This is a genomic window from Methylocaldum sp. 14B, from assembly GCF_002005105.1.
In the GTDB taxonomy this organism is placed as follows: domain Bacteria; phylum Pseudomonadota; class Gammaproteobacteria; order Methylococcales; family Methylococcaceae; genus Methylocaldum.
In genome coordinates this window covers 27,473-48,818 of the sequence record NZ_MSCV01000002.1, presented here as the reverse complement: position 1 = coordinate 48,818, position 21,346 = coordinate 27,473, and the positions used below count along the sequence as shown (strand labels likewise).

Annotated in this window: 17 protein-coding genes; 5 read left to right on the top strand and 12 right to left on the bottom strand. The window is 61.1% G+C overall.

Going from position 1 to position 21,346, the window contains the following annotated elements; all coding sequences use genetic code 11:
* Positions 1-66 precede the first annotated feature (66 nt).
* From B2A78_RS01675 to B2A78_RS01635, 9 genes are all read right to left on the bottom strand, one after another.
* Positions 67-1,881 (bottom strand): BatD family protein, encoded by a 1,815-nt coding sequence (locus tag B2A78_RS01675; protein ID WP_077728177.1) that lies wholly within the window; start codon positions 1,879-1,881, stop codon positions 67-69.
* Positions 1,878-3,755 carry a VWA domain-containing protein gene (locus B2A78_RS01670; RefSeq protein ID WP_077728176.1) on the bottom strand — a complete coding sequence of 626 codons (1,878 nt, stop codon included), beginning with the start codon at positions 3,753-3,755 and terminating at the stop codon, positions 1,878-1,880. The genes B2A78_RS01675 and B2A78_RS01670 overlap by 4 nt, the downstream gene beginning before the upstream one ends.
* A 62-nt stretch (positions 3,756-3,817) precedes the next feature.
* Entirely contained in the window at positions 3,818-4,798 is a 981-nt protein-coding gene (locus B2A78_RS01665; protein ID WP_077728175.1) for a VWA domain-containing protein, read from the bottom strand.
* Complete coding sequence (locus B2A78_RS01660; protein WP_240502370.1) at positions 4,795-5,304, bottom strand: DUF4381 domain-containing protein; 510 nt, start codon at positions 5,302-5,304, stop codon at positions 4,795-4,797. The genes B2A78_RS01665 and B2A78_RS01660 overlap by 4 nt, the downstream gene beginning before the upstream one ends.
* A gap of 2 nt (positions 5,305-5,306) precedes the next feature.
* Positions 5,307-6,230, bottom strand: coding sequence for a DUF58 domain-containing protein (locus tag B2A78_RS01655; RefSeq protein ID WP_240502369.1), 924 nt, complete (start codon positions 6,228-6,230; stop codon positions 5,307-5,309).
* 39 nt (positions 6,231-6,269) lie between these two features.
* Positions 6,270-7,418, bottom strand: a complete 1,149-nt coding sequence (gene hemW, locus B2A78_RS01650) for a radical SAM family heme chaperone HemW (protein WP_077728172.1) — start codon at positions 7,416-7,418, stop codon at positions 6,270-6,272.
* Between the two features lie 90 nt (positions 7,419-7,508).
* Positions 7,509-7,844 (bottom strand): hypothetical protein, encoded by a 336-nt coding sequence (locus tag B2A78_RS01645; RefSeq protein WP_077728171.1) that lies wholly within the window; start codon positions 7,842-7,844, stop codon positions 7,509-7,511.
* A 91-nt stretch (positions 7,845-7,935) separates the two neighbouring features.
* Positions 7,936-8,460 carry a gluconokinase gene (locus B2A78_RS01640; RefSeq protein WP_077728170.1) on the bottom strand — a complete coding sequence of 175 codons (525 nt, stop codon included), beginning with the start codon at positions 8,458-8,460 and terminating at the stop codon, positions 7,936-7,938.
* A gap of 75 nt (positions 8,461-8,535) precedes the next feature.
* A complete protein-coding gene (locus tag B2A78_RS01635) occupies positions 8,536-9,879 on the bottom strand; it encodes a DUF2254 domain-containing protein (protein ID WP_077728169.1) in 1,344 nt (447 codons plus the stop codon).
* Positions 9,880-10,158: 279 nt separating this feature from the next.
* Here B2A78_RS01635 and B2A78_RS01630 point away from each other — a divergent pair, with 279 nt between their 5' ends.
* From B2A78_RS01630 to B2A78_RS01620, 3 genes are all read left to right on the top strand, one after another.
* A complete protein-coding gene (locus tag B2A78_RS01630; RefSeq protein ID WP_077728168.1) occupies positions 10,159-10,896 on the top strand; it encodes a tetratricopeptide repeat protein in 738 nt (245 codons plus the stop codon).
* Positions 10,897-11,436: 540 nt separating this feature from the next.
* On the top strand, positions 11,437-14,517 hold the full coding sequence (locus tag B2A78_RS01625) for a DEAD/DEAH box helicase (protein ID WP_077728167.1): 3,081 nt from the start codon (positions 11,437-11,439) through the stop codon (positions 14,515-14,517).
* 3 nt (positions 14,518-14,520) lie between these two features.
* Positions 14,521-15,360, top strand: coding sequence for an SWIM zinc finger family protein (locus tag B2A78_RS01620; protein ID WP_077728166.1), 840 nt, complete (start codon positions 14,521-14,523; stop codon positions 15,358-15,360).
* 1,024 nt (positions 15,361-16,384) lie between these two features.
* Here B2A78_RS01620 and B2A78_RS01610 read toward each other — a convergent pair.
* From B2A78_RS01610 to B2A78_RS01600, 3 genes are read right to left on the bottom strand one after another with little or no spacing between them, the layout of a single operon-like run.
* Positions 16,385-17,827, bottom strand: a complete 1,443-nt coding sequence (locus B2A78_RS01610) for a DsbA family protein (RefSeq protein WP_077728164.1) — start codon at positions 17,825-17,827, stop codon at positions 16,385-16,387.
* A gap of 9 nt (positions 17,828-17,836) precedes the next feature.
* On the bottom strand, positions 17,837-18,460 hold the full coding sequence (locus B2A78_RS01605) for a hypothetical protein (RefSeq protein WP_077728163.1): 624 nt from the start codon (positions 18,458-18,460) through the stop codon (positions 17,837-17,839).
* A 6-nt stretch (positions 18,461-18,466) separates the two neighbouring features.
* Entirely contained in the window at positions 18,467-19,351 is an 885-nt protein-coding gene (locus B2A78_RS01600) for an SGNH/GDSL hydrolase family protein (protein ID WP_077728162.1), read from the bottom strand.
* A 414-nt stretch (positions 19,352-19,765) separates the two neighbouring features.
* On the opposite strand from B2A78_RS01600, the gene B2A78_RS01595 reads away from it, so the two are divergent.
* Together B2A78_RS01595 and B2A78_RS01590 are read left to right on the top strand one after the other, a co-directional pair.
* On the top strand, positions 19,766-20,851 hold the full coding sequence (locus B2A78_RS01595; protein ID WP_077728161.1) for a trypsin-like serine protease: 1,086 nt from the start codon (positions 19,766-19,768) through the stop codon (positions 20,849-20,851).
* A 30-nt stretch (positions 20,852-20,881) separates the two neighbouring features.
* Positions 20,882-21,220 (top strand): hypothetical protein, encoded by a 339-nt coding sequence (locus tag B2A78_RS01590; protein ID WP_143735037.1) that lies wholly within the window; start codon positions 20,882-20,884, stop codon positions 21,218-21,220.
* Positions 21,221-21,346: the final 126 nt, after the last annotated feature.

The window sequence follows — 21,346 nt, the reverse complement described above, 5'->3', positions numbered from 1 at the left end:
CGTCCGGTCTTGTCGTGTCGTGTCGTTTCCGGCGTTCATCCGTCGTATAGCGCACTCACTCACGGCCTAGAGCTTGTACAACGGCTCCAGATCCGCGGCTACGGACGGTTTGCCCGCCTTGGACGAGATCATCGGGTCGGATCGAAAAGCCGCCCAAAGGGCCTGCCCTTGCCAACCGGGTTCCGGGTGTCGGTAAAGTGTGCGGTTCAGCCGCTCGATTTCACGACCCAATTCGCCTTTGCAACGCCGCTCCAGGTCCTCCAAACCCATAACGCGAGCCGAAGGCCAACGCTGTCTCGCCCAATCCAAGAGAGCCTGCCGCGCCGCGGCGGGGTCGTTCTTCCGGCAGGCTATTCTCAAGGCGTTTGCGGCCGAGCGCTCGGACCGACCGTCGTCGTATGACTGCGGGATCGGCGTTTTCCGGGGCCTGCCGCTGAGCCACCAGGCCGCGGCGGTTCCAATCCAGCCCAGCCCGAATAACAGAGCCAGCCAAAACCAGAGCCCGCTTGCAGGAACTGCAGGTAGCGCCTCGCTCGGCAGCGAAGATTCCGGTCGTGCCGGAGCGGCGGACGATCCCGAACGTGTCGTGGGCAAAGCGGGTGGGGTGGATTCCGGCGATTGGGCTCCCGGCAGCACGGTCAGGGTGCGCTCGGGAACCCGCGCGGCCTCCATCCGCTCGGTCTTGGTGTTCCACCAGGGGATTTCGATCGGCGGAATCCGGTAGGTTCCGGAACGCGCGGGAATCAGGGCGATTTTTTCCTGCCGGACGCTGGCCAGTCCGGTCGTCAGTTTTTCCTCGTTCAGCAGCGGTTGATCCGGGTAACGCTTGATGTCCGCCGGGGATCGTCGAGAGGCTTGCGGCTCCAACTCGGGCAACAGGCCGACCGTCGTTCCATCGGCCCGCACGGTGATGGTCCGGGTGATCGGTTCGCCAATCGTGGTTTGAGGGGCATTCTGCGACCAGGAATCGTCGATTTCCAGGTGTTCCGCCGGCAGCCAGTGTTTGCCGGAAAAAGCCGCCGGAATCGGCCGGACGTCCAATCTCACCGAATCCGAATGCGCGCGCAAAATGTGAGTCGAGTGATTGAAAAACTGATTGAAGAGGGATCGCCCGCCGGCCGCGCTTCGGGCTTCGAGCGTCAACGGTTCCAAAAGGAGAGTCCCGCTCTTCTGCGGAAAAATCGCATACTTACGTTCAATTGCCGTGTACTGGAGGCCGCTGCGATGGGTGGTATAGCGCCGGTCGTCGCCCAGCCTTTGAATCAAGGCATCCTCGGCCGAAGGCTCGCTGAGATTTGCAGCGCTGAAATGGACGCGGCTCAACACTCGAACCGTGTAGATCACCTGGGCCTGGACATAGGGATTCTTCGGTTCGGCCTCGACTTCCAGGAAAAAATCCTCGCCGTTGCCACCCGCCAATGGCGGGGGCGATCCGGCGACCTGGAGAGTCAAGGGTTGGGATCGGTCGGTTCCGAAGGCGATGGGCGGGACGGTCAGCGTGCCCGTCCGTTTCGCCATGACCGTGACTTGCCATTCCGTCCGCTTGCTGAAACGGCCGTTGATGAGCGAAATCTGGCTGCTTTGCGATTGACCGAGGACATGGAAATCCTTTTCCAGTGGCGCGAAGTCCGGATCGTCGTCCGGCGTTTTTTCCGCCGAAAAGATGAGCGTGAAGGATTCGCTCACCGGTACCGGGTCGCGGTCGGCGGTCACGCTGATCGCCGCGGCCGAAGCGCTTCCCGCATGGAACAGAAAGATCAAGGGCCATAGGCGAATCAATCGGCGCAGAACGGATAACACCCGATTGGAATCCGGGTTCAACCTTGGGTCAGAGCGATGCGCCCAGAGAAAACACGAATATAAATAAAAGAGTTCGCTCATGGTCTAGGCTCCGCGCCTTGAGTCCTTTGTCGTTGACGGTACTGGTAATAAAACTTGCGTTTTAGAAGGCCGCCGGGATCGTCCGGGATACGCCGCAGCCATTGCTCCTCGGCCTGGCGGGTTTCATCTGTCTTACCCGTTTCCGCTGTTGCCGCAGCGGCTTCCCGCTCACCGCTTTCGTCGGGCCGTCTATCCTGTGCTTGGCCGGCGGTCTGTTGCGGGTCGGACCCGTCGTCGGGCGTTTTTTCGCCATTCTTATCCGGCCGATCTTGCGCCTTGCTTTCCGATCCGGAGGCGGCGTCGGCGCTTTCGGGCGAATTGTTTTCACCGTTCGAGCCATCGTCCCGCGGCTGGGCGTCCTGTTCCTTGCCCGCTTGTTCGTGTGGTTTTTCCTCTTCGTTTTTTCGATCCTGACCGTCCGATGGCCCTTGCGGCGATTGCGAAGACTTGGATTCGGATTCCGAGCCCGAATCCTTCTGACTTTTCTGCTGTTCTTCGTGCTGCTTCTTCTGCTGTTCCAGGGCTTTTTCGACGAGTTCCTTGTTGTAGTGGGCGTCCGCATGGCCAGGATCCAGCTCCAGGGCTTTCTGGTAAGCCTTGATGGCCTCGTTGTAACGTCCCTGCCGGGCCAGGGCGTTGCCGCGATTATAATGGCCGGTCGCCGAATGCGACTCCTCTAAGAGTTTGGCCGCGTCCTCATAGCGTCCGGCCTTGTACTGGGCGACCGCTTTCCATTCGGAATTTTGAAATTTTTTCGCCGCTTCATCGTAATTCTCGGCTTGAAAGGCTTGCCGAGCCTGTTGGTCGGGCCTTTGCCACAGGTTATGCCAGTCCAGCGCCTGGGCATCGTTCGGAACCGGGGCTGCCAGAACCAACAGCCAGGCGGCGAGCCATCCGCGCCGGAACGACAAGGCCGCGAGCGGCAGTAGGGCCAGCAGCAGCCAGACACCCTGTTCCTTCCATTGGTCCACGTTCAGGGTCTTTTCGTTCTGCGTATCGGCGGCGGCATGCTGTTCGAAAAATCCCAATAGCGCATCGAGATCGCCCGCAGTGGCGGTGAGATTCCGATAGATGCCGCCCCCGGCTCGGGCCAGCTTCCGCAGCGCGTCGGTATCGAGCCGCGGAACCACGATATTGCCGGTATCGTCCTTCAAGAATCCGCCTTCGGGCATGGGAACCGGCGCGCCCTCCTCGGTGCCGACGCCCAGCACGGAAATGCGATAACCCTCGGTTTTCAGCCGGTGCGCTGCCTCCTCGGCCTCCGCCGCCCGTTCTCCGGCGGTGACCAGCAGGATATCGCCGGACCGCAGGCCGGCTTGCCTCAAGAGCCGCGCAGCGGATTCCAGCGCAAGATCGATGCGAGTTCCCTGTACGGGCATCAGGCCGGAGTTTAGGGCGAAGAGTTGCGCGGCGATGGTGGCCGCATCGTCGGTCAGCGGCGTGACGGTGAACGCATCGCCGGCATAGACGACCAAAGCGGTTTGACCGTCCTTGCGCGTCTTCAGGATATCGGCAATCTTGTAGCGGGCACGCTCCAGACGGGTCGGCTTGAGATCGACCGCCTCCATGGCCGAAGAAAGGTCGAGTACGATGACCACGGCCGCGATATTGCGAAAAGCCGGTGCGGGCAGACGCTCCCAAACCGGCCCCGCCAAAGCCATGATGGCGACGATGCCGCCCAAGGCCGCGGCGAACAGCGGATGGCGGCTCGCTCGGCCGTCCCCGCCGATGAGTACGTGGGGCAGCAGCGCATCATCGCAGATGCCTTTCCAGTCTCCGGTGCTCCGGCGCCGCCGGTACAACCCCCAAAGTATCGCCGCGAGCGGGAGGACGGCCAAAAGCCACCAGGGCCTCAAGAAATGAAACTCGTTCATCGGCAATCGTTGTCGCGATTCATGGATTCAGCGTCGTAGCCCATCATCTCCGGCCCAAGCAGTCATTCTCGCAATTTGGTTACCGCCAACGCAGCCGCCAATAGCAGCGCGGCGGCCAGGGGCCAGTGATAGAGCTCGGTCCGCGGCCGGTAAAAATGCTTTGTCCGTTCCACCGGCTCCAGTTCGTCCAACAGTGCGTAAATATTCTCCAATTCGTTGGTATCCCGCGCCCGGAAGTAGCGACCGCCGGTTTTTTCGGCGATGGCGTTCATGGCTTCCTCGTCGAGGTCCTGGGACGGATTCACGCGCCGCGTGCCGAAAAGATCGTTGACGATCATCTGATCGGCCCCGACGCCTATGGTATAGATTTTTAGCTTCTCGCGCGCCGCGACTTCGGCCGCTTGCAGGGGGGAAACCGCGCCGGCGGTGTTGGCCCCGTCGCTGAGCAGTATCAGAACCCGCTGTTCGGCGGGATTGTCCCTAAGGCGCTTGGCGGCGAGGCCGATGGCGTCGCCGATGGCGGTCTTGTCGCCGGCGAGTCCGATGACCGCTTCGTCCAGCAGGATGTGCACCGTGGTGCGGTCGAAGGTCAACGGGGCTTGCAGGTAGGCCTGCTCGCCGAACAGGATCAGCCCGATGCGGTCGCCCACGCGCCGTTCGATGAACTGGCCAGCCACCCATTGGGTTGCGGTGAGGCGATCCACTGCCCGGCCATGGAGGAAGAAGTCCTCGATTTCCATACTGCCGGAAAGATCGACCGCCAGCATCAGATCGCGGCCGCTGACCGCCTGCTCGATAGGCTCGCCGAGCCACTGCGGGCGGGCCGCGGCGCTGACCAGCAACACCCAGCCGGCGACGGCGATCCAAATGGCATGCGGCTTGGTTTTCGTTACGCCCTGGCTTGACGGAAGGCTATCGAATTCCTCGAGAAACGGCGTCCGCAGCGCCGCGCCGCCCGGCTCCGGCGCGGCGGGCAGCCAGCGGCGCATCAGCCAGGGCAAGGGCAAAACCAGAAAGACCCAGATCCAGGCGAATTCGATCATGGTTCGGTGGCGGCCTGCTGAGGAGCGGAATTTTTCCGAAGCGGCACGACGGTTCGAGGCAGGGCTTTAAGCCAGTCGCGGCAAAGCGCGATCAGGCGATCCATATCCGCATCGCCCACCGGCCGGTAGGGCGCATCCAGCAGCGCCCGGCCGACACCCCGAGAAAAGCGGGGCGTTCCGAGCGGCCGGTCCAGCCATTCGAGCCAGTCCTCGCCGGTCAGCCCCGCCACATCTTCTCGAGGGTAGGCGCTCAAACCGGCCCGGCGCAGCAGGATGGACAGTCTTCTCAATTTTTCGGTCATGCCCAGCGTCGAATCCTTTTGCAGCGCGTCCAGCTCCCGCAAGGCGAGCTTCGCCACCGTGACCTGCCGCCAGCGGCGAATAAGCCATACCGCAGTCGCGATCAGCAAAACCGCCGCGACCGATACGATCCACCAGCCGATCGCGGGCGGCCACCAGCTTATCGGGTCCGGCAGATGAATATCGCGTAGCGGCAAGGTTTCCATGATCAGGCGTGGAAAAGCGACGGGCGGCTGCTCTGCTGCAAAACGAAAAAAGGCTCGTCCGTGGTGCGGCAGGCAACCAAGCGTATGCCGTGCCGGCGGGCCAGCTCGCGCAGCCGTTCCTCGCGGACCCGGAACGAATGTTCATAGACGTCGGCGGTCCGCGCATCGGCATTCAGCAAAACATCGCGGCGGCCGTTGCTGAACCGGTGAGGTCCCAGAGGCAGGCGTTGCTCCAACGGATCGAAGATGAACACCAGCACCAGATCGCAGTGGCGGGACAACCGGCTCAGGCTCGCCTCGCCGGCGGCGGTCAGATGCCGGAAATCGCTGAACACGAACACCAGGCTGCCCGGTCGCGCGTGGCGCGGCAGACGAATCAGTGCGTCTTGCAAGGCAGTCTCCGGCGTGTCGTCGCTTCGGGGGGACGCTTGGTCGACCAGCATTTTGAGGAGTCTCAACACCGCACGGTGGCCGTGCTCAGGTTTGAGCTCGATGCTTTCCGCCTCGGAGAAAATCTGTCCGCCGACGCGATCGCCATGCCTTCGGGCGCTCCAGGCGATGAGCGCCGAGAGCCTGGCCGCCATCGCCGATTTGAACATGCCACGGGTTGCGAAGAACATCGCCGATCGGTAGTCCACCGTCAGAAAAACCGGCCTTTCGCGCTCTTCGCGGAAAAGCTTGGTATGCGGCTTGCCGGTGCGCGCCGTGACGCGCCAGTCCAGGTTGCGGACATCGTCGCCCTGGGCGTAGAGCCGCGTTTCGTCGAACTCCATGCCGCGCCCCTTGAAAGCCGAGAGATACTGCCCGCTCTGCAAGGCGCGTACGGTCGGCCGGGCCAGCGTCAATCCCGCCGCGGGCTGGCTGAGCCGGATCAAATCCTCGAGCGTCGGCCGGACCAGCGAGTTGTCGGGCTTCGTCGTCGCCACCGAGCTTCCGGATGATGGGGTGGGCATGGAGGTAAAGGGTTAATTCAGAAAACGCTGCAACACATTATCCAGGAAATTCCAGCCGGTGTCGGTGCAGCGAATGGCACCGTCGCGCCGTTCGACTAATTCGGCGGCGATGCAGTCGGAAAGTTCCGGTTCCAGGGCAGCCAAGGGTAACCCGGTGTATTTGCCGAACGCCGCTTCGGCGAAACCTTCCCGGAGGCGGAGGTGATTCATCAGAAATTCGAACGGCAGGTCTTCCCTCGGGACCGCGGCCCGCCCGCCCTGCCGATCCGGTCGGCCGGCGAACTCGAGATAATGCTGCGGGTGTTTGATCTTCCAGGTCCGCATTATGGATTGCTCCGCCGCGTTCGTAATCTTGCCGTGAGCGCCCGCGCCGATGCCCAAGTAATCTCCGAAACGCCAATAATTGAGATTGTGCCGGCAGCGGTACCCTTCCCGAGCATAGGCGGATACCTCGTACTGGCGATAGCCATGATCCGCCAAAAGCGCCTGACAGCTTTGCTGCATGGCCCAGATGCGATCGTCCTCCGGCAGGCGTGGCGGGTACTTGTGGAACACGGTGTTGGGTTCCAGGGTGAGCTGATAGAACGAGATATGGGTCGGGTTCAGGCCCACCGCGGTTCGAATGTCCGTCAGCGCCTCGTCCACGGTTTGGTTCGGCAGCCCGAACATCAGGTCCAGATTGAAGTTCTCGAATCCCGCTGAGTGCGCGATTTCGGCGGCGAGCCGCGCCTCTCGGCTATCGTGGATGCGGCCCAGTTTTTTCAGATGCGTGTCATGAAAGCTCTGGATGCCGATCGACAAGCGGTTCACCCCGGCCTCGCGAAAACCCTGGAATTTGGCGATCTCCGCAGTGCCGGGGTTGGCTTCCATGGTGACCTCGGCATCAGCCGCTATGTCGAGCCGTAACCGAATCCCCTCCAAAAGAGCGCGGATCGCGGCCGGACTAAAAAGGCTGGGGGTGCCGCCGCCGATGAATATCGTTTCCACCCGTCGCCCCGCGACGGAAGGCGTTTGTTGTTCGAGATCGTCGAGCAGCGCCTTCGCGTATTCGTGTTCGGGCAGAGTGGTGTCTGCCGCGTGCGAATTGAAGTCGCAATAAGGACATTTTCTTACGCACCAAGGCACGTGGATGTAAAGGCTGAGCGGGGGTGTCGAAAGCATGGTTTGGGGGTATTTTAACCCGAGATCCGAAGAATAAATGGGCGGGAGGCTGCGTCGGCACCCCGGAATTCGCTGTGCCGACTGCCCGGATCAAGTCCGCAGTGCGTAATAGGCAAGCAGTCCGTAGCAAGTGGCGGCGGTTCCGCCGTGCAGCAGAATCAAGGCCCTAGGCTGAATGCCTTTGGCCCGTTGAAACGAAATGTACAGTCCGGCGGCGATAATGACCAGCGCCAGGCCGATAATCACGTAGAGCCGGGTGTCGCCTTTCAGGGCAACCATGATCACCAGAGTCGATCCCAGCAACGCCAAGCCGCCGTGTATCAGGGCGTACAACCGGGAACTGCCCCTTCCCTTGAAGGCGTCGATTCCCATGCCCGCCCCCATGAACGCCACCAAAGTAAAAACCGCAACCGACAACATCAGCATGATCTTCTCCTTGACAACCGGATGTTGGACAAGGTTTCGATTGTAGGGAGGGGACGATTGAACGGCAAGTCGCGCCGGCCGTTCAAATTACTTATTCCGCGGAAAGCCCCGTGAGTCGGTCTTCGAGACGGCGGACGATGGTCTCCACGATCGCTTCCGGCGTTTGCCGAATATCGATCGTGATGGCGTCGGTGGGTTCCTCGAGTGCCGCGAACTGGCTGGGAAGAAGGTCTAGCGGCATGAAGTGCTCCTGCCGGCGCGCGAGTCGTTCGCGGATGAGTTCGAAAGAACCTTTCAGATACACGAAGACCACTTCGCGGTGTCCTCGCGCGAGGCGCTTCCGGTAGGAATGCCGCAGCGCGGAGCAGGCGATGACGGCGGAACGCCCAGTCGCTATGGACGTTTCTATCAGCTCGGCGAGCCGGTCGAGCCAGGGTTCCCGGTCGGCATCCGTCAAAGGCTGGCCTCGCGCCATTTTCTCGATGTTTTGCACGGGATGGAAATCGTCCCCGTCGAAGAACGGCCAACGCAGGCGCTCGGCGAGCCGCTGGCCGATGGTCGATTTTCCGGAGCCCGAGACTCCGAGGAGTACGACGATGGCGATTGGACGGTCCATTATTACGCTTGACGAAGCACGATGGCCATCGACGGCTCGACGAAACCAGCGGTAAAGGAGTCCACCGTTCTTGCCTCAGTTCGCCTGCGAACCGGAGTCCGGAAGCGTTTGCAGCACTTTCCCATAGCGTTCTTCCAGATCGGCGCGGTCGCTGGCGTCCGGCAGATTGGTCAGCGTGTCCTTATAGATCAAGCGCGCGTGCCGTGCCAGAGCGTTACGATAAGGCTCGGGCAGTTCGGCCTCGGCCAGAACGGCGATCATGTCCAGGAGGCGAATCGCCACGGCCTCGTTCTTCCTGGCGTGCTGGCGCAACTGATTGAACGCTGCATCGAGGATGCCTTCGTAGGTGTAAGGATCGGTCACGACGCAGATGCGCCCGTCTGCACCGCGGCAGAGCGGGGAAGTCAGCTTCCGGCCGGCGAGAAACGACAGCGCCGCTCCCAGCCAATCGATACAGTTGACGGCGGTGAAGGGATCGTTGATGCCGGGCGAAAGAGCGCGGACCGCCACTTCCACCAACTGGTCGACGGCAAACTCGGCATCCTGGATCAGCGTGCGCTGAGGTCCTAAAAGAAAGCATTCTCCGATCTCTTCGACGATCGCCTCCGTTACCGCTTCGCGCGGCGAAGCCAAAGCCAGCACATGGCCTTCGATGATGAACTGGCCCGGCCGTTTGAGCAGATGCACGAGCAGATTGTGCCGCTCGGCAATGTCCCGAATCCGCTCCAGTTCGATGGCGTCCAGGTAGCCGTTGCCGGGCGCCGGAATGCCGGAGGCGTGCTCCGCAAAATCGGTCGGCAGTTGCCGCTCCTCGTCCGCGGGATTATTCCGCCCGCCGGGATCGGAAGCTTCCGGAAACAAGTTGCCGAAAGTCTCGATCAAGCGTGCGCCGACATTCTCGACGATGTTCGGCGCCTGTATGAATGTGGCGACCCGGTGGATGAAATAGATCAGCAGCCCGAAACTGAGCACCCCGAGCACCAGAGCGACGCTGACCGAAAGATGGGGAATTTCCGCCCCGTCATCGGTCGAACGGACTCGGGTCAGCACCAGAATGGCGTAGATGAAGGTCGCGATGAACCCGCCGAAAACGATCTGCGTACCCCCTTGCCGCATGAAGTTCGGCAGCAGGCGCGGGCCGAATTGCGACGAGGCGTTGGAGAGCACCAGCATGGCGATGGAAAACACCACCCCCGCCACCGTGATCGCCGAGGACGCCAACGTGGACAAAATCGCTTGAGCCCCCGGTGCGTCCATCACGTAAAGATCGGAGAGAAACGGCAGATATCGCTCGCGGGCCTCCTGATCGACCAGAAACAGCAAGACCGCCAGGATCGCGGCCGTAACCGACATCAAGGCGGGGACGAACCAGTAGCTCGAGCGGAGCGTCTCCCAGAGCTGGACCAGGCGAAGTTTCATGGTTGTTTGGACCGCGCGGGAGCGCCCGCGATTCCGTAACGGTCTGGCAAGCGCTTCATCGGATGCATCGATACGTCCCGGTTTCGTTGTATCCCATACATGGTACGATCAGACTTTTGTCCTTGTCTTCATCGCAAGGAGCTCGATAAGCGCCGGATCGACCGCCAATAAACGATCCTTCCGAAGATCGCGCGAACCAAGCGCGCCGTTTCCTGTCCATCGAGTGGACTTGCTCGCCGGGTCCAATTCCTTGCTGAACAACAATAAACGAGACATCTGATGGAAATTGCCGGAATCTTCATGTTGCTCATCCAGATCGGATTCGCCGTTCACGCGATCCGCCACGGCCATCCGATTTTCTGGGTATTTCTAATTATCTTCCTGCCCTTGCTCGGCTGCATTCTTTATTCGGTGATGGTGCTGCTGCCCGAAGTGATCCAAAGCCGCACCGCCCGGCAGGGTTCCAAGGCCCTGCTGAGAACGCTCGATCCACAAAAGGAGCTCCGAAAACGCCGCGAAGCATTGGAGGTCTCGGACACCATAGGCAACCGGAGCGCACTGGCACACGAATATCTCAGGCATGGCATGCTCGACGAAGCCATCGAACTTTACGAGAGCTCCCTCACCGGGATGTACCGCACCGATCCCGACCTCTTGCTTGGCCTGGCCAAGGCGCTGGTGGAAGCGAACAATTTCGGACGGGCGCGGGAAACGCTCGAAATGCTGTTCGGGGCTAATCCGGAATTCGAAAACCAGGAGGCGCATCTGCTTTACGCCCGCTCGCTCGAAGCGCTCGGCGAACTGGATCGGGCCTTGGACGAATACCGGGCACTGGCTAAATATTCCGCAGGCGCCGAAGCCAAATGCCGCCATGCCCTGCTGCTGAAACGCATGGGAAAAACATCGGAGGCGCGGGCGCTGTTCGAGGACATCCTCAAGGACGCAAAGATCGCGTCCAGGCACAGCCACCGGTTGAACAAGGAGTGGGTGGATATCGCGAAGCGGGAGGTGGCGTAGGTCAGCCTGGTTTGAAGGCTCGAACGATGCGCTTCGTGCCTCAGGGTCATAGGATGTGCTGACGAAGGAAGCGCATCGTTCGCGATTGATGCGCTTCACTTCGTTCAGCACATCCTACGTGACCTTAGACATCTCGGGGGGATTATAGTCGTAGGTCGGCAATCCCTTGCCGACAGTTGTGTCGGGAAGGATCGTGATTAAAGCGACCGTTCGCGATTGATGCGCTTCCTTTGTCAGCACATCCTACGCAAGGTGGTTTGAATTGCCACCGCCGCTTCGTTTCCCTCACCGACCTGAGGCCTAAAGCCTCCGATTCGATCGTCACGCTTCCTCGTGTACCGGCAATACTGACGGCAACCGACACCTTGCCATCGACCGATTGCTCCGATGAATAAGCGTTGCGCTCGATCGGACATGATGGTTTATTGTTAGGCCGGGCTGATGCGGGTTGACCGCGGATGTAACAAATAATTAACAGATCGGCGCAAACCCGCTCCGGCTGGGTACAATAGCCGATTTTCGGCTTGCAACATACGCGACATGAAAGTCCTGCACTGCACATGGATTCCCGAGTGTACCGACGAGTTCGTCCAGCCGGGCGATTTTTGGCTTTGGATAGAGCATGACGGCGAACCCGCCGACGTCTCTGGAGCCGCGAACCGTCATCCTCGGCACCTCACCAAAGCTGAGCTGGTGGCTTTTCTCGAAGGCGAACTCGGGCTGGACGTTTCACCTTATGAACGCCGGTTTCATTTCGCGCCGCAGACGGTCCTTTTGCCGACGGTCGACGGTCGGCCGCTGCCGGGCCTAGAGTTGGAAAGCGGAGTGGACGAAGAGCCCATCGAAGCGGCTTTGACGGGCTGGGAAGTGGACGGCTATCGCCTGGCTCACCCTTTCAAACAGCTCGGCGAGTTGCGTTTTCTGTCGGCTTACCGGACCTCGCAGACCAAGGCGGGCATCGATCTGCTGTTTTGGCATTACTTCACGCAGTCGCTGAAGTCGGTGATCGTGAAGGATCGCTATATCCCGGCGCTGCTCTATCGAACCATGCCGCCCGAAGGCTATGAAATCTACGCCGGCTGGGAAATCGTTTCCGACAGTTATGAACGCCTGATTCGGGAGGCCGTCGAGCGGATGCCTCCGGTTTGTGCGTCGGCCGGCGGTTTTTTTTACGAGAGCGCCAGTCTGCTCAAGCATTGCGCCGATGTCCTGGTGCATCGCACTATCGTCCAGGCGGCGTCTGCCACCAAGTTGGGCCGCAAGATCGAGGGCACGCTGTTGAATGCCTGCCGCAACGGCGCGCCGGCCGGGCATCCGTGGAAAACCGACGAGGGTATCGAGCTCTACAGGCAATGGCTCGGCTGGCGGCGCAATCTGCTCGGGCGCCGCGAGGAAGCGGACCTGGAGTTGGTGTTCCGCTTGCAGGAAGCAGTCTCCGAGGACGATGCCTGGCGATTGGAAATTCTCCTCTCGCCGCGCCGCGATCCCGCCCTGCGCCTGCCTTTGGCCGAATACTGGGGGCTGCGCGCCGAGGAGAAACAGGCTTTCGCCAAGCCGGTCGGTCCGGAGTTCGAGAAAAACCTGCTGCTCGGCTTGGGCCAGGCGGCTCGCATCTATCCGAAATTGTGGGAAGGCTTGGACGAAGAGCGCCCCACCGGGGTCGATCTGGCTTTGGAAGAGGCCTTCGCGTTTCTCCAAGAGGATGCCTGGGTATTGGAAGATGCCGGGTTTACCGTCATGGTGCCCACCTGGTGGACTCCGCAAGGGCGGCGACGTACCAGAATCCGCCTTTACGCCAGCCGCCGCAGCCCCTCGGATGCGGGTACTCGGCGCGATTTGGGCTTGCAGAACCTGATCGCATACCGCTACGAGCTGGCGCTGGGAGCGGAGGCCATCGACGAGGCCGAATGGGAACGCCTGGTCGAAAGCAAGACGCCGCTGGTTCGCTACCGCGGTCAGTGGCTGACGCTGGATCGGGAAAAGATGCGCACGATGCTGGAGTTCTGGCGCAAGCACCGGACCGAGGACGGCGGCATGAGCCTGCCGGAACTGATGCGGAAGACGGCGGAGGATTCGGATCTTTTCGAGATCGATCCCCAGGGAACGTTGCTGGAAATGCTGGGGAAGCTCCGCGATCACAGCCAGCTGCAGCCGGTGGACGACCCGCCGGGCCTGGTCGCGCGGCTTCGGGATTATCAGCGGCGCGGGCTCGCCTGGCTCTGTTATCTCGAAAGTCTGGGGCTGAACGGATGCCTGGCGGACGACATGGGCCTCGGGAAAACCGTGCAGGTAATCGCGCGCTTGGTTCACGAGCGGGTCGAGACGAATCAGCATGCCCCGACCTTGCTGGTCGTGCCCACGTCGGTGATCGGCAACTGGAAGAAAGAGCTCGAGCGCTTCGCGCCCGGCCTGCGCGCCATCGTCCATCACGGCGGCGGACGTTTTCGGGATGTCGGACGTTTTCGGGAGATCTGCGCGGAGCACGATGCGGTTATCACGTCCTATGCCTTAGTGCGACGGGACGAGAAACTGTTTTCTCAGATCCGATGGGCGCGGATCGTGCTCGATGAGGCCCAGAATATCAAGAACCCCTTGTCCGCCCAGACCAAGGCGGTTTTGAGGCTCAATGCGGAGCATCGCCTGGCCTTGACCGGAACCCCGGTGGAGAATCGGCTGCTCGACCTGTGGTCGATCTTCAATTTTCTGAATCCCGGTTATTTGGGCAAGCAGACCCAGTTCCGCCAGCGTTACGAGCTTCCGATCCAGCGCGATAACGATCCGGCTCAGACCGAGACCCTGAAACAGCTGATCGAGCCGTTCGTCCTGCGCCGCGTCAAAACCGATCCCAATATCATCAAGGACCTGCCCGACAAGGTCGAAAACAAGCAGTTCTGTCATCTCTGCAAAGAGCAGGCCTCGCTCTACGAGGCCGTGGTGCGGGACGTGGAGCAGCGCCTGACGATGGCCGAAGGTATCGGTCGGCAGGGCTTGATGCTGTCGGCACTGATGAGGCTCAAGCAGGTGTGCAACCATCCCGCCCAATTTTTGCGCGACGGCAGCGAGTTCACGCCCGAGCGTTCTCCGAAACTCGATCGGTTGCACGACATGTTGACCGACGTGATCGCCGAGACCGAAAGCGCTCTGGTGTTCACCCAGTTCGCCGAAGTCGGCGAGAGCCTGTACAAATACTTGCGCGATGCCTTGGGCTGCCCGGTATTTTACCTGCACGGCGGAACGCCGCCGGCAAAGCGCGAGCGGATGATTTCCGAATTTCAGGATCCGGATACCGAGCCCGGCGTGTTCATATTGTCCTTGAAGGCGGGCGGGGTGGGCATCACGCTAACCAAGGCCAACCACGTTTTTCACTTCGATCGCTGGTGGAATCCGGCGGTCGAGGACCAAGCCACCGACCGCGCCTTTCGAATCGGGCAGTGCAAGAATGTTTTCGTCCACAAATTCATCACCATAGGGACGCTGGAGGAGCGTATCGATCGTATGATCGAAGACAAGAAACAGGTGGCTTCGCTGATCGTCGGAAATGATGAATCCTGGCTGACGCGACTCGACAACGAGGCCTTCAAGGAACTGATCGCCCTGAATCGTCAAGCCGTTATGGAGTAGCCCATGAGCAAGATCGGCAAGACCTGGTGGGGCCAGCGGTTCATCGAAGCGATGGAAACATTCACCGACCCGAAGCGGCTGATGCGTGGGCGCCAGTATCTCAGCACCCACCGCATTCTCGGATGGCGGGTGGAGCAGAACAAAGTCCTGGCGCGGGTGCGGGGACGGATGAGCCCCTACCTCGGATTTTACGAGGAGCCCATCTATGAGATTCACATCGAGTTCCTGTCCCTGCCGGCGTCCGCCTGGGATAACGCCATCCGGCTCATCGGGAGTCGTGCGGGATTTCTGGCCCGCTTGCTTCTCAACGAAATGCCGGACGAGATCGAAAAGCCGTTCGAGAATCTGGAAATCGATCTCCTGCCGCGGAGCCGCAAAGACATCAAGACGCGCTGTTCATGTCCCGATCCGGAAAATCCGTGCAAACACATTGCCGCTTTGTATTACCTGCTCGCCTCGCGGCTGGATCACGATCCCTTTCTATTGTTCGAACTCCGGGGACTTCCCCGCGCCGAACTGGCCCGGCGACTTCAGAGCACGCCCTTGGGGGCGGCGCTAGCTACCGCCTTGACGGAGAACGGGGGCGAATTGTACCCGGCGGAGTCCTACTTCAGTCGTCCCGTGCCCAGCACCGTGCCGGACACAGTCGTTCCCAGGGACTACTGGCGCGGCGCGAAGAAACTGCCCTCCGGCGTGGAACCGCCGGAACCCGCTCCGGTTTCGGGCATTCTGGTCAAAAAAGGCGGCGATTTCCCGCCGTTCTGGCCCAAGGACGTGTCCTTCGTCGACGTGATGGAGGCCTTTTACGAGCAGGTCAGGAAAAAGGCGAAGGATTGGATGTGAACGAAGCGACCGGCAATCGGGAAAATCCATCGATGTTGTCGGCCGTCCACGCAAGTTCCTCATATGCTTCTTCGTCAGCCGGGGCATTCAAGTCGCCGGCGAAATCATGGAAGCCTGATCCCATTTGCCAAGCGGGCTAGCGGCAGTTTGACCCGAAGCGTTTGCTAGAGCGTTCTCATCTCGCTCGTACGGCAAAACAGGCCTGCTGGAGTCGTTGGCGCCTTCGGCCAGGGTAGCTCGACTCAAGCTTTCGTAGGTCGGCAATCCTTTGCCGACGAAGACGCTCGGCGGGGACGTGTCGTCGGGAAGGGCGGCTTCGGCGCTCCAATCGCAAACGGTCATCCCAGGAGCGCTGGGATGACCCTTCCAATCGCAAACGGCCTGGCCGGGAGCGCCGGCCACGCCCTTCCCGAAGACGCCGTTTGCGATTGGAAGGGGCCGATTAAAGGCCCGTTTGCGATTGGGAAGGGATTCCCGACCTACTCGCGAGTGCCCGTACAGTCGGTATGAAAATGCTCTAAGTACATTCAGGGAAGTCTTGCGGCATAGGCAACCTGCAGGACAACCCCGCCAATCAAGCCAATCTGTCGAGATTCGGCAAATATTTGCGGAATGTACTTAGCTCCCAAGCCTCGTCCGGAATCGATTTCGCTTGCCAATGCATGATCCTAGAAACGGCAGTTGACCGCTTCGATGCACCTGAAAAGCCCGATGAATCCTGAACGTCCCGCCCTGCATCAATCTCACCTTTTGGGTGAAGCCGCTACGCACCCGATTGCACGGCGGGCGGGCCACCTGGCGGCGTTGCTCCTTCTTGCGGGAGACTACCCCGCGGCGGCGTCGCGCCTTGCCAGCCGACCCGCCCGCCGCACACTCCGGCACGTCCAACTGCCGTTTCTAGGATGATGCGATTCCAACATGGTCGATCCAGCTCAAGTGCTCGCACGCGTTCTCAACGATCGACAGGCCCGCCGTCGCGGCTTGGTCCCGAACGGAGAGCCATAAGCCGGCCGGTCTTTCAGAATCAGTGTGGATTCGCTCCCTGCCTAACCGGATGCCGCGCATCCCGCGATATTCTCCGATGGAGTACTTCAGCCAGGCTTTCGGCCGACTGCATGCCCGAGAGGGGGATGCCTTGGACGATAAAGGAAGGCGCTTCCTCGAAACCGAATTCGAGCGCCTCCGCGGTGTCCGTGGCGATGGCCTCGCCGATCTCCTCGGAGGAAAGGCACTGTACCAAGGCGGCGGGATCGATACCCAGCCCGCGAGCGAGTACCGGGAGGGTTTCGTCTTTGTACCAGGCTTCTCCGAAAGGCGGCGGATCCCGCGTCAAAAGCTCCTTGCGCATGCGCTGGAAGGCGCCCAGCCGGCTGGCGCAGCGCGACAAGCGGGCCGCCTCGCTCGCCACGGGATCGTACACCGGAATGAAATCGCGGAAGGTGACGCGCACTTTTCGGTCGGCGGCCAGAAGCCGATCGATCTCCCGATGGCTAGCCCGGCATGGCGTGCAGCGGTAGTTGATGTAGACGACGAGACGCAGTCCTTCCCGTGCGCCCAAGGCGGGGGCATTCGCCTCGATCATGGGTAGACGGGGTGGGGAGGGCTCCTCAAGCAGGATCTCGATGCGCGCCGAAGCCCGCAGCCTCTCGACCAACGCGGTGCGACGGGCATAGGCTTTACGGAAAGCCAAGTATTGTCGGGCACGTTCGGGGTCCGATACGGGCCGGCCCGCCGCGCTTTCCGACTGGATGAATGTATTCAACTCCTCGTCGCCGACGGCCGCGTCCTGTGTCGCTTTTGTCAAAAGATTCTCGGTGGTAATGCCGCGTCGCCGGGCCTCCTCGCTCAGCAGCCGATTTTCGATGGCCGTCTCGACATTGCGCCGGCGCTCGAGATGGATCTCCTTCCTCAGCCGATAGAGGCGAAGCGCTGCGGCTTGCTCGAGTTTCCCGGCCGGGATGGAGACACCATCCACCAGCGCCACGGTTCGCTTAGCGGGCAGCGGCTGTTCGAGGTCCCGCGCTTCCGGGAGCAGGATTTTAATGGCATGGCCTTTCCGGAGATCGCGGCGCGTCTCGGCGCTTCTGGCTTCGAGCGCTTTCTGCTCCAGATAGTGTCGGATCGCGGGCTGCGCAGCACTCGGATGGCGCCTGGTCTCGGCGGGCGCGAAAGGCCCCTCGAAATCTTCCGCCCGTGACGAACGAAAGTCGCGGATCGCTTCATCCGTGACCGGCTTGGACGAAGGGGATTTCATTGCCGCCGAGGACGTCCGAAGGTGCCGGTCGATCAGCCGAACAAGCGTCCGGGCAGCCTGGCCGACCAAGGCTTGGTGCAATCGGACGATCTTCGGGCGCGAAGGCGCGTCGATCTCGGATAACAAAAGCGTCTGTCCGTTTATTCTGGCCGCCGCCTCGTCGCCAAGAGCGGCCGGGCTTCCGGCCAAGAGCATCAGAAGGATGATCCACATTGGGCGATGTTATCGAAGCGATCCGCCAGGCTCCGCCGGATGGACTTCCTCGACGGGATTGCCGTCGAGTCCCCGCAGGAAGTCCGAGAAGCCGATGCCGAGCTCTTCGCGAAAAAGGCGATCCGATTCCACCAGCACCAGCGTGCGCGCCAGGTGATCGCGCAGGGAATCGGGATTTTGGGGATCGAGAAATTCCGAGCGCAATCCGACCGAGGCATCGCGCAGCCGTCGTAGAGCCTCGAGCAGCCGCGCCGTCCGATCGGGGCTGAGCCTTTGGCCGAGGCGCTGCTCCACTTCGCGCTCGAGCGCGCCGCTAACCAGGGCGTCCCATTGCTCGTGGCGCACGGGATCAAACTCGACATCGGGATCGGGAGGCGGCGGAGGAATTGTTGGCGAAGAAATCGGACCAGGGGGTGTGACGGGAATGGATGTGAAGGAGGCTGTCGATTGCCGCGCGGCGGAAGATTCCAGCTGAGTCCGCAGCACCGCGAGTTCCTGTTCCGCCTTCCGGGCGCGCGCCTGCCATTGGTCGACATCTTCGCCGACCGGAACCGGCGGCGAATGAGTAGACAGAAGTACCGCGATCGCGCCCACCACTCCCGCGCCTGATAAGAATGCGGCGACCCGGCTCATAATGGCTTAGTCAAGTTCCTGATGTTCCCTGAACGGACCGCTATTCCAGGTCTCCCTCGATAGAGCCTTTTGTCCTTCCCAGGAACTATGGAAACAGTCGAGGTTGGAGAGTTCGCTCTGCGTGAACGGATAGGTGAAGCTCACATCGGTAAACGAGATGAACTTGTCCTGATGCTGTGCGGCCTTGTTCTCGGTGATTTCCCGGAGCATCTGGTTGTACGCCATGATCCGGGACAGCGCAAAAGCACGGTCCGAATCGGTCGCATCGGGCGAAAGCACCGAGCCGCAACTGCCCGACGTCGCCCAAACCTCCGGGCAATCGACCAGCCCCAGCGATTGTTTGACTCGGCCCTGGTTATAGACCTCGACGATATTGGGGATTGCCACTACCTGCACGGTAGCGCCCGCAGCCAAATTCGCGAGCAGGGTATCCATGCCGCCCTCGAATCGCGTTCTGAACTGCTCGTCGGTGGGAAGATCGGCGATCGAGTCCTTGCACACATCGTTCGAACCCAGCAGCACCGTGGCATAGGTTACGTTCTTGCCGGCCGTGCCGGACGCTTGAGCGGCCAGATTGCCCATCGTCGCACCGTTTTCGGCCGCCGTCTGATTGCTGCGATCGCTGTCTCCGAAATTGGCATCGATGCGCTGGTTATGCGACTCGACATCCGGCAAACCGAAGAGATCCTCCCAAAAGCCGTGATAACCGTTGACCCAGCTCAGGTGCGGATTGTCCAGGGGAGTGTTGGCATTGAAACCCCGCGTCATGGAATCGCCCGTCGAAAAGAGCCGTTTCGGCTCGCTTTGGCCCGGTTCCAGGGCGAGTAACGAGCGCGCCATGAGGAGTGTCGCCAATATTGTCCCTAATGTGACCAGGCTATGAATTTTCATAGCGATCTCCTATCCGATGAGGTTTCCTATTAACCCGGCCTATAAATATAGGCCGGGTTAATCCGGGGCAGGGTTTCCTTAGCGCGGCGACAAGCGAGTGAGCTAAGGCCTAAGCGTGTACCGGCCTGGGCGGCGACCCGAAATACCTGGAGGGTATTTACGGGCCTGATTAATAACTGACTAAAGGCAGGCGAGGAAGTTCATAAACGGCTCGGTCTGGCGCGACATCCGGTTTCTTCGCCGTCCCGGCTCGTTTCAAAGTCGGTCCAGTAAAGCTACTGCCCGGCCAAATTACTTATCCAATCGGAAGGATCTTTTCGTCGGGCACGGAAGATACGAACTTTGGAGGCGGGGCGCTATCGAATGCAATAAATAGCAGGTGCCGCGTGTCGTAGCAGACAGCAGGGAAAAGGCATGGCAAGCAATCAACAGACAAGTGACCCGTTCCTTTGTTGCGGCGATACCTTGAACCGCTCCTACGCACATTGGCGCGGGACGAAGAAAGTCGGAAGGTTTGCTTTCCGAGGCATTACTTGGCGCGTTGGTTTACCAGCACTGCTGTCGCTCGGTGCGACACTCGGTTGCAACGATGTCCAAGCGCAGGAATGCGAAGATACCCCGGAAGGTCGCATCTGCCGAGTACGACAGCCGATTGGTGCGGGAACGGAGGTTGATCTCGAGACCCAGCGCCAACTGGGGCTCGTGGCGATTAATAACGGCTGCTCGGGCACCCTGCTTAACCAGTATTGGGTATTGACCGCGCGCCACTGTGTCACTCAGGACGGCCTGATTTCCGGCGCCCTTGTGCCGCCCGACCAGGTGCGCATCACTGCCGACTGGGCACCCGACCGCGTCGGCATCGCTTCGCGCATTCATGATTTCACTATTAACGCGGCTCCAGGTTCGGTGCCTAGTCGCGACATTGTCCTCGTCTACCTAGGGGCCGCCGATCTCGGCCCGGTGGACAGCCAGCGGATCTACGTCGTCGCACGTGACCAAGGTGGCGGATCGGTCGTGCTCAGCGGCCGACTGACTACCTCCGATACGGTCACCCAATATGGCCAGGGCTTTTCGACTTTCGCGACCGGCGTATTCGGCACGCCCACCGCACAGCCATCCGATGGCCAAGGTACCTATCGCAGCGCGCCCTTCATGCCTTCGTCTATCACAGATACTGGTTATGAGCTTGTCATGAACAGCGCGAACCAGGTGGGTCACGGCGGTGACAGCGGAGGTCCGACTGTGGTCACCGTCAACGGATTCGGCGTCGGCATCGCGGGGGTCCAGTCCACCTGCACACCGAGAGGATACATTCCCAACACGCCTGCCACCTCGCAAAATTGGTTTTGGGCGACGGGTGCCAGCGCGTGCCAATACGTGTCGACCGAGCCCTTCGTCAGCGAGATCAGCAACGCCGTCAAAGAGACGGCGGAGTGCGCGCTCGGCCCCGCCTGCGCCATTACACCCATCGTTCGCGGCGCCATGCGGACGGCCGACTGACACCATCCACCCACCTCAACGGAGGACTACATGCGCCCTATAGCCATAATGCTCGCCGCGGTCGCCGCCGGATTATCCGCGCCAGCCGTCGGTCAGCCAGTTCATCAGCCCGGATCGATCACCATGGTACGCACCGGCTGGAACGCCGATAGCTTCGCCGTCGTAACCGCCGAGCCGATCGTCAACCCCGCCGGTTGCCCCACTCCGGACGGCTACATCTCGGATAAATCGTTTCCCGGCTATGAGACGTTTTATTCCGCCGCGCTTACTGCGTTCGTTGCCCGCCGCCGCGTGATAATGGTCGTGGACGAGGCTCAATGCTTCAACGACCGGCCGAAGATCGTCGGTATCAATATTACTTCGGAGTAGCGCTGCGAACGCCATCTTCCGGGACCTTGACTGCACCGCGTGAGTCGCATCGCAAAGAATGCCAAGGAGCGGTGGGGCGAGGCGCACGCGTGCGTAGGGGTCGGGCTTCGATAGAGCAAAGTAGGT

Coding starts and splice junctions, on each gene's coding strand:
- B2A78_RS01590 (WP_143735037.1), top strand. CDS start 20,882: ATGCGCCCTATAGCCATAATGCTCGCCGCGGTCGCCGCCGGATTATCC.
- B2A78_RS01665 (WP_077728175.1), bottom strand. CDS start 4,798: ATGATCGAATTCGCCTGGATCTGGGTCTTTCTGGTTTTGCCCTTGCCC.
- B2A78_RS01600 (WP_077728162.1), bottom strand. CDS start 19,351: ATGAAAATTCATAGCCTGGTCACATTAGGGACAATATTGGCGACACTC.
- B2A78_RS01625 (WP_077728167.1), top strand. CDS start 11,437: ATGAAAGTCCTGCACTGCACATGGATTCCCGAGTGTACCGACGAGTTC.
- B2A78_RS01640 (WP_077728170.1), bottom strand. CDS start 8,460: ATGGACCGTCCAATCGCCATCGTCGTACTCCTCGGAGTCTCGGGCTCC.
- B2A78_RS01670 (WP_077728176.1), bottom strand. CDS start 3,755: ATGAACGAGTTTCATTTCTTGAGGCCCTGGTGGCTTTTGGCCGTCCTC.
- hemW (WP_077728172.1), bottom strand. CDS start 7,418: ATGCTTTCGACACCCCCGCTCAGCCTTTACATCCACGTGCCTTGGTGC.
- B2A78_RS01610 (WP_077728164.1), bottom strand. CDS start 17,827: ATGTGGATCATCCTTCTGATGCTCTTGGCCGGAAGCCCGGCCGCTCTT.
- B2A78_RS01660 (WP_240502370.1), bottom strand. CDS start 5,304: ATGGAAACCTTGCCGCTACGCGATATTCATCTGCCGGACCCGATAAGC.
- B2A78_RS01620 (WP_077728166.1), top strand. CDS start 14,521: ATGAGCAAGATCGGCAAGACCTGGTGGGGCCAGCGGTTCATCGAAGCG.
- B2A78_RS01595 (WP_077728161.1), top strand. CDS start 19,766: ATGGCAAGCAATCAACAGACAAGTGACCCGTTCCTTTGTTGCGGCGAT.
- B2A78_RS01675 (WP_077728177.1), bottom strand. CDS start 1,881: ATGAGCGAACTCTTTTATTTATATTCGTGTTTTCTCTGGGCGCATCGC.
- B2A78_RS01645 (WP_077728171.1), bottom strand. CDS start 7,844: ATGCTGATGTTGTCGGTTGCGGTTTTTACTTTGGTGGCGTTCATGGGG.
- B2A78_RS01635 (WP_077728169.1), bottom strand. CDS start 9,879: ATGAAACTTCGCCTGGTCCAGCTCTGGGAGACGCTCCGCTCGAGCTAC.
- B2A78_RS01605 (WP_077728163.1), bottom strand. CDS start 18,460: ATGAGCCGGGTCGCCGCATTCTTATCAGGCGCGGGAGTGGTGGGCGCG.
- B2A78_RS01630 (WP_077728168.1), top strand. CDS start 10,159: ATGGAAATTGCCGGAATCTTCATGTTGCTCATCCAGATCGGATTCGCC.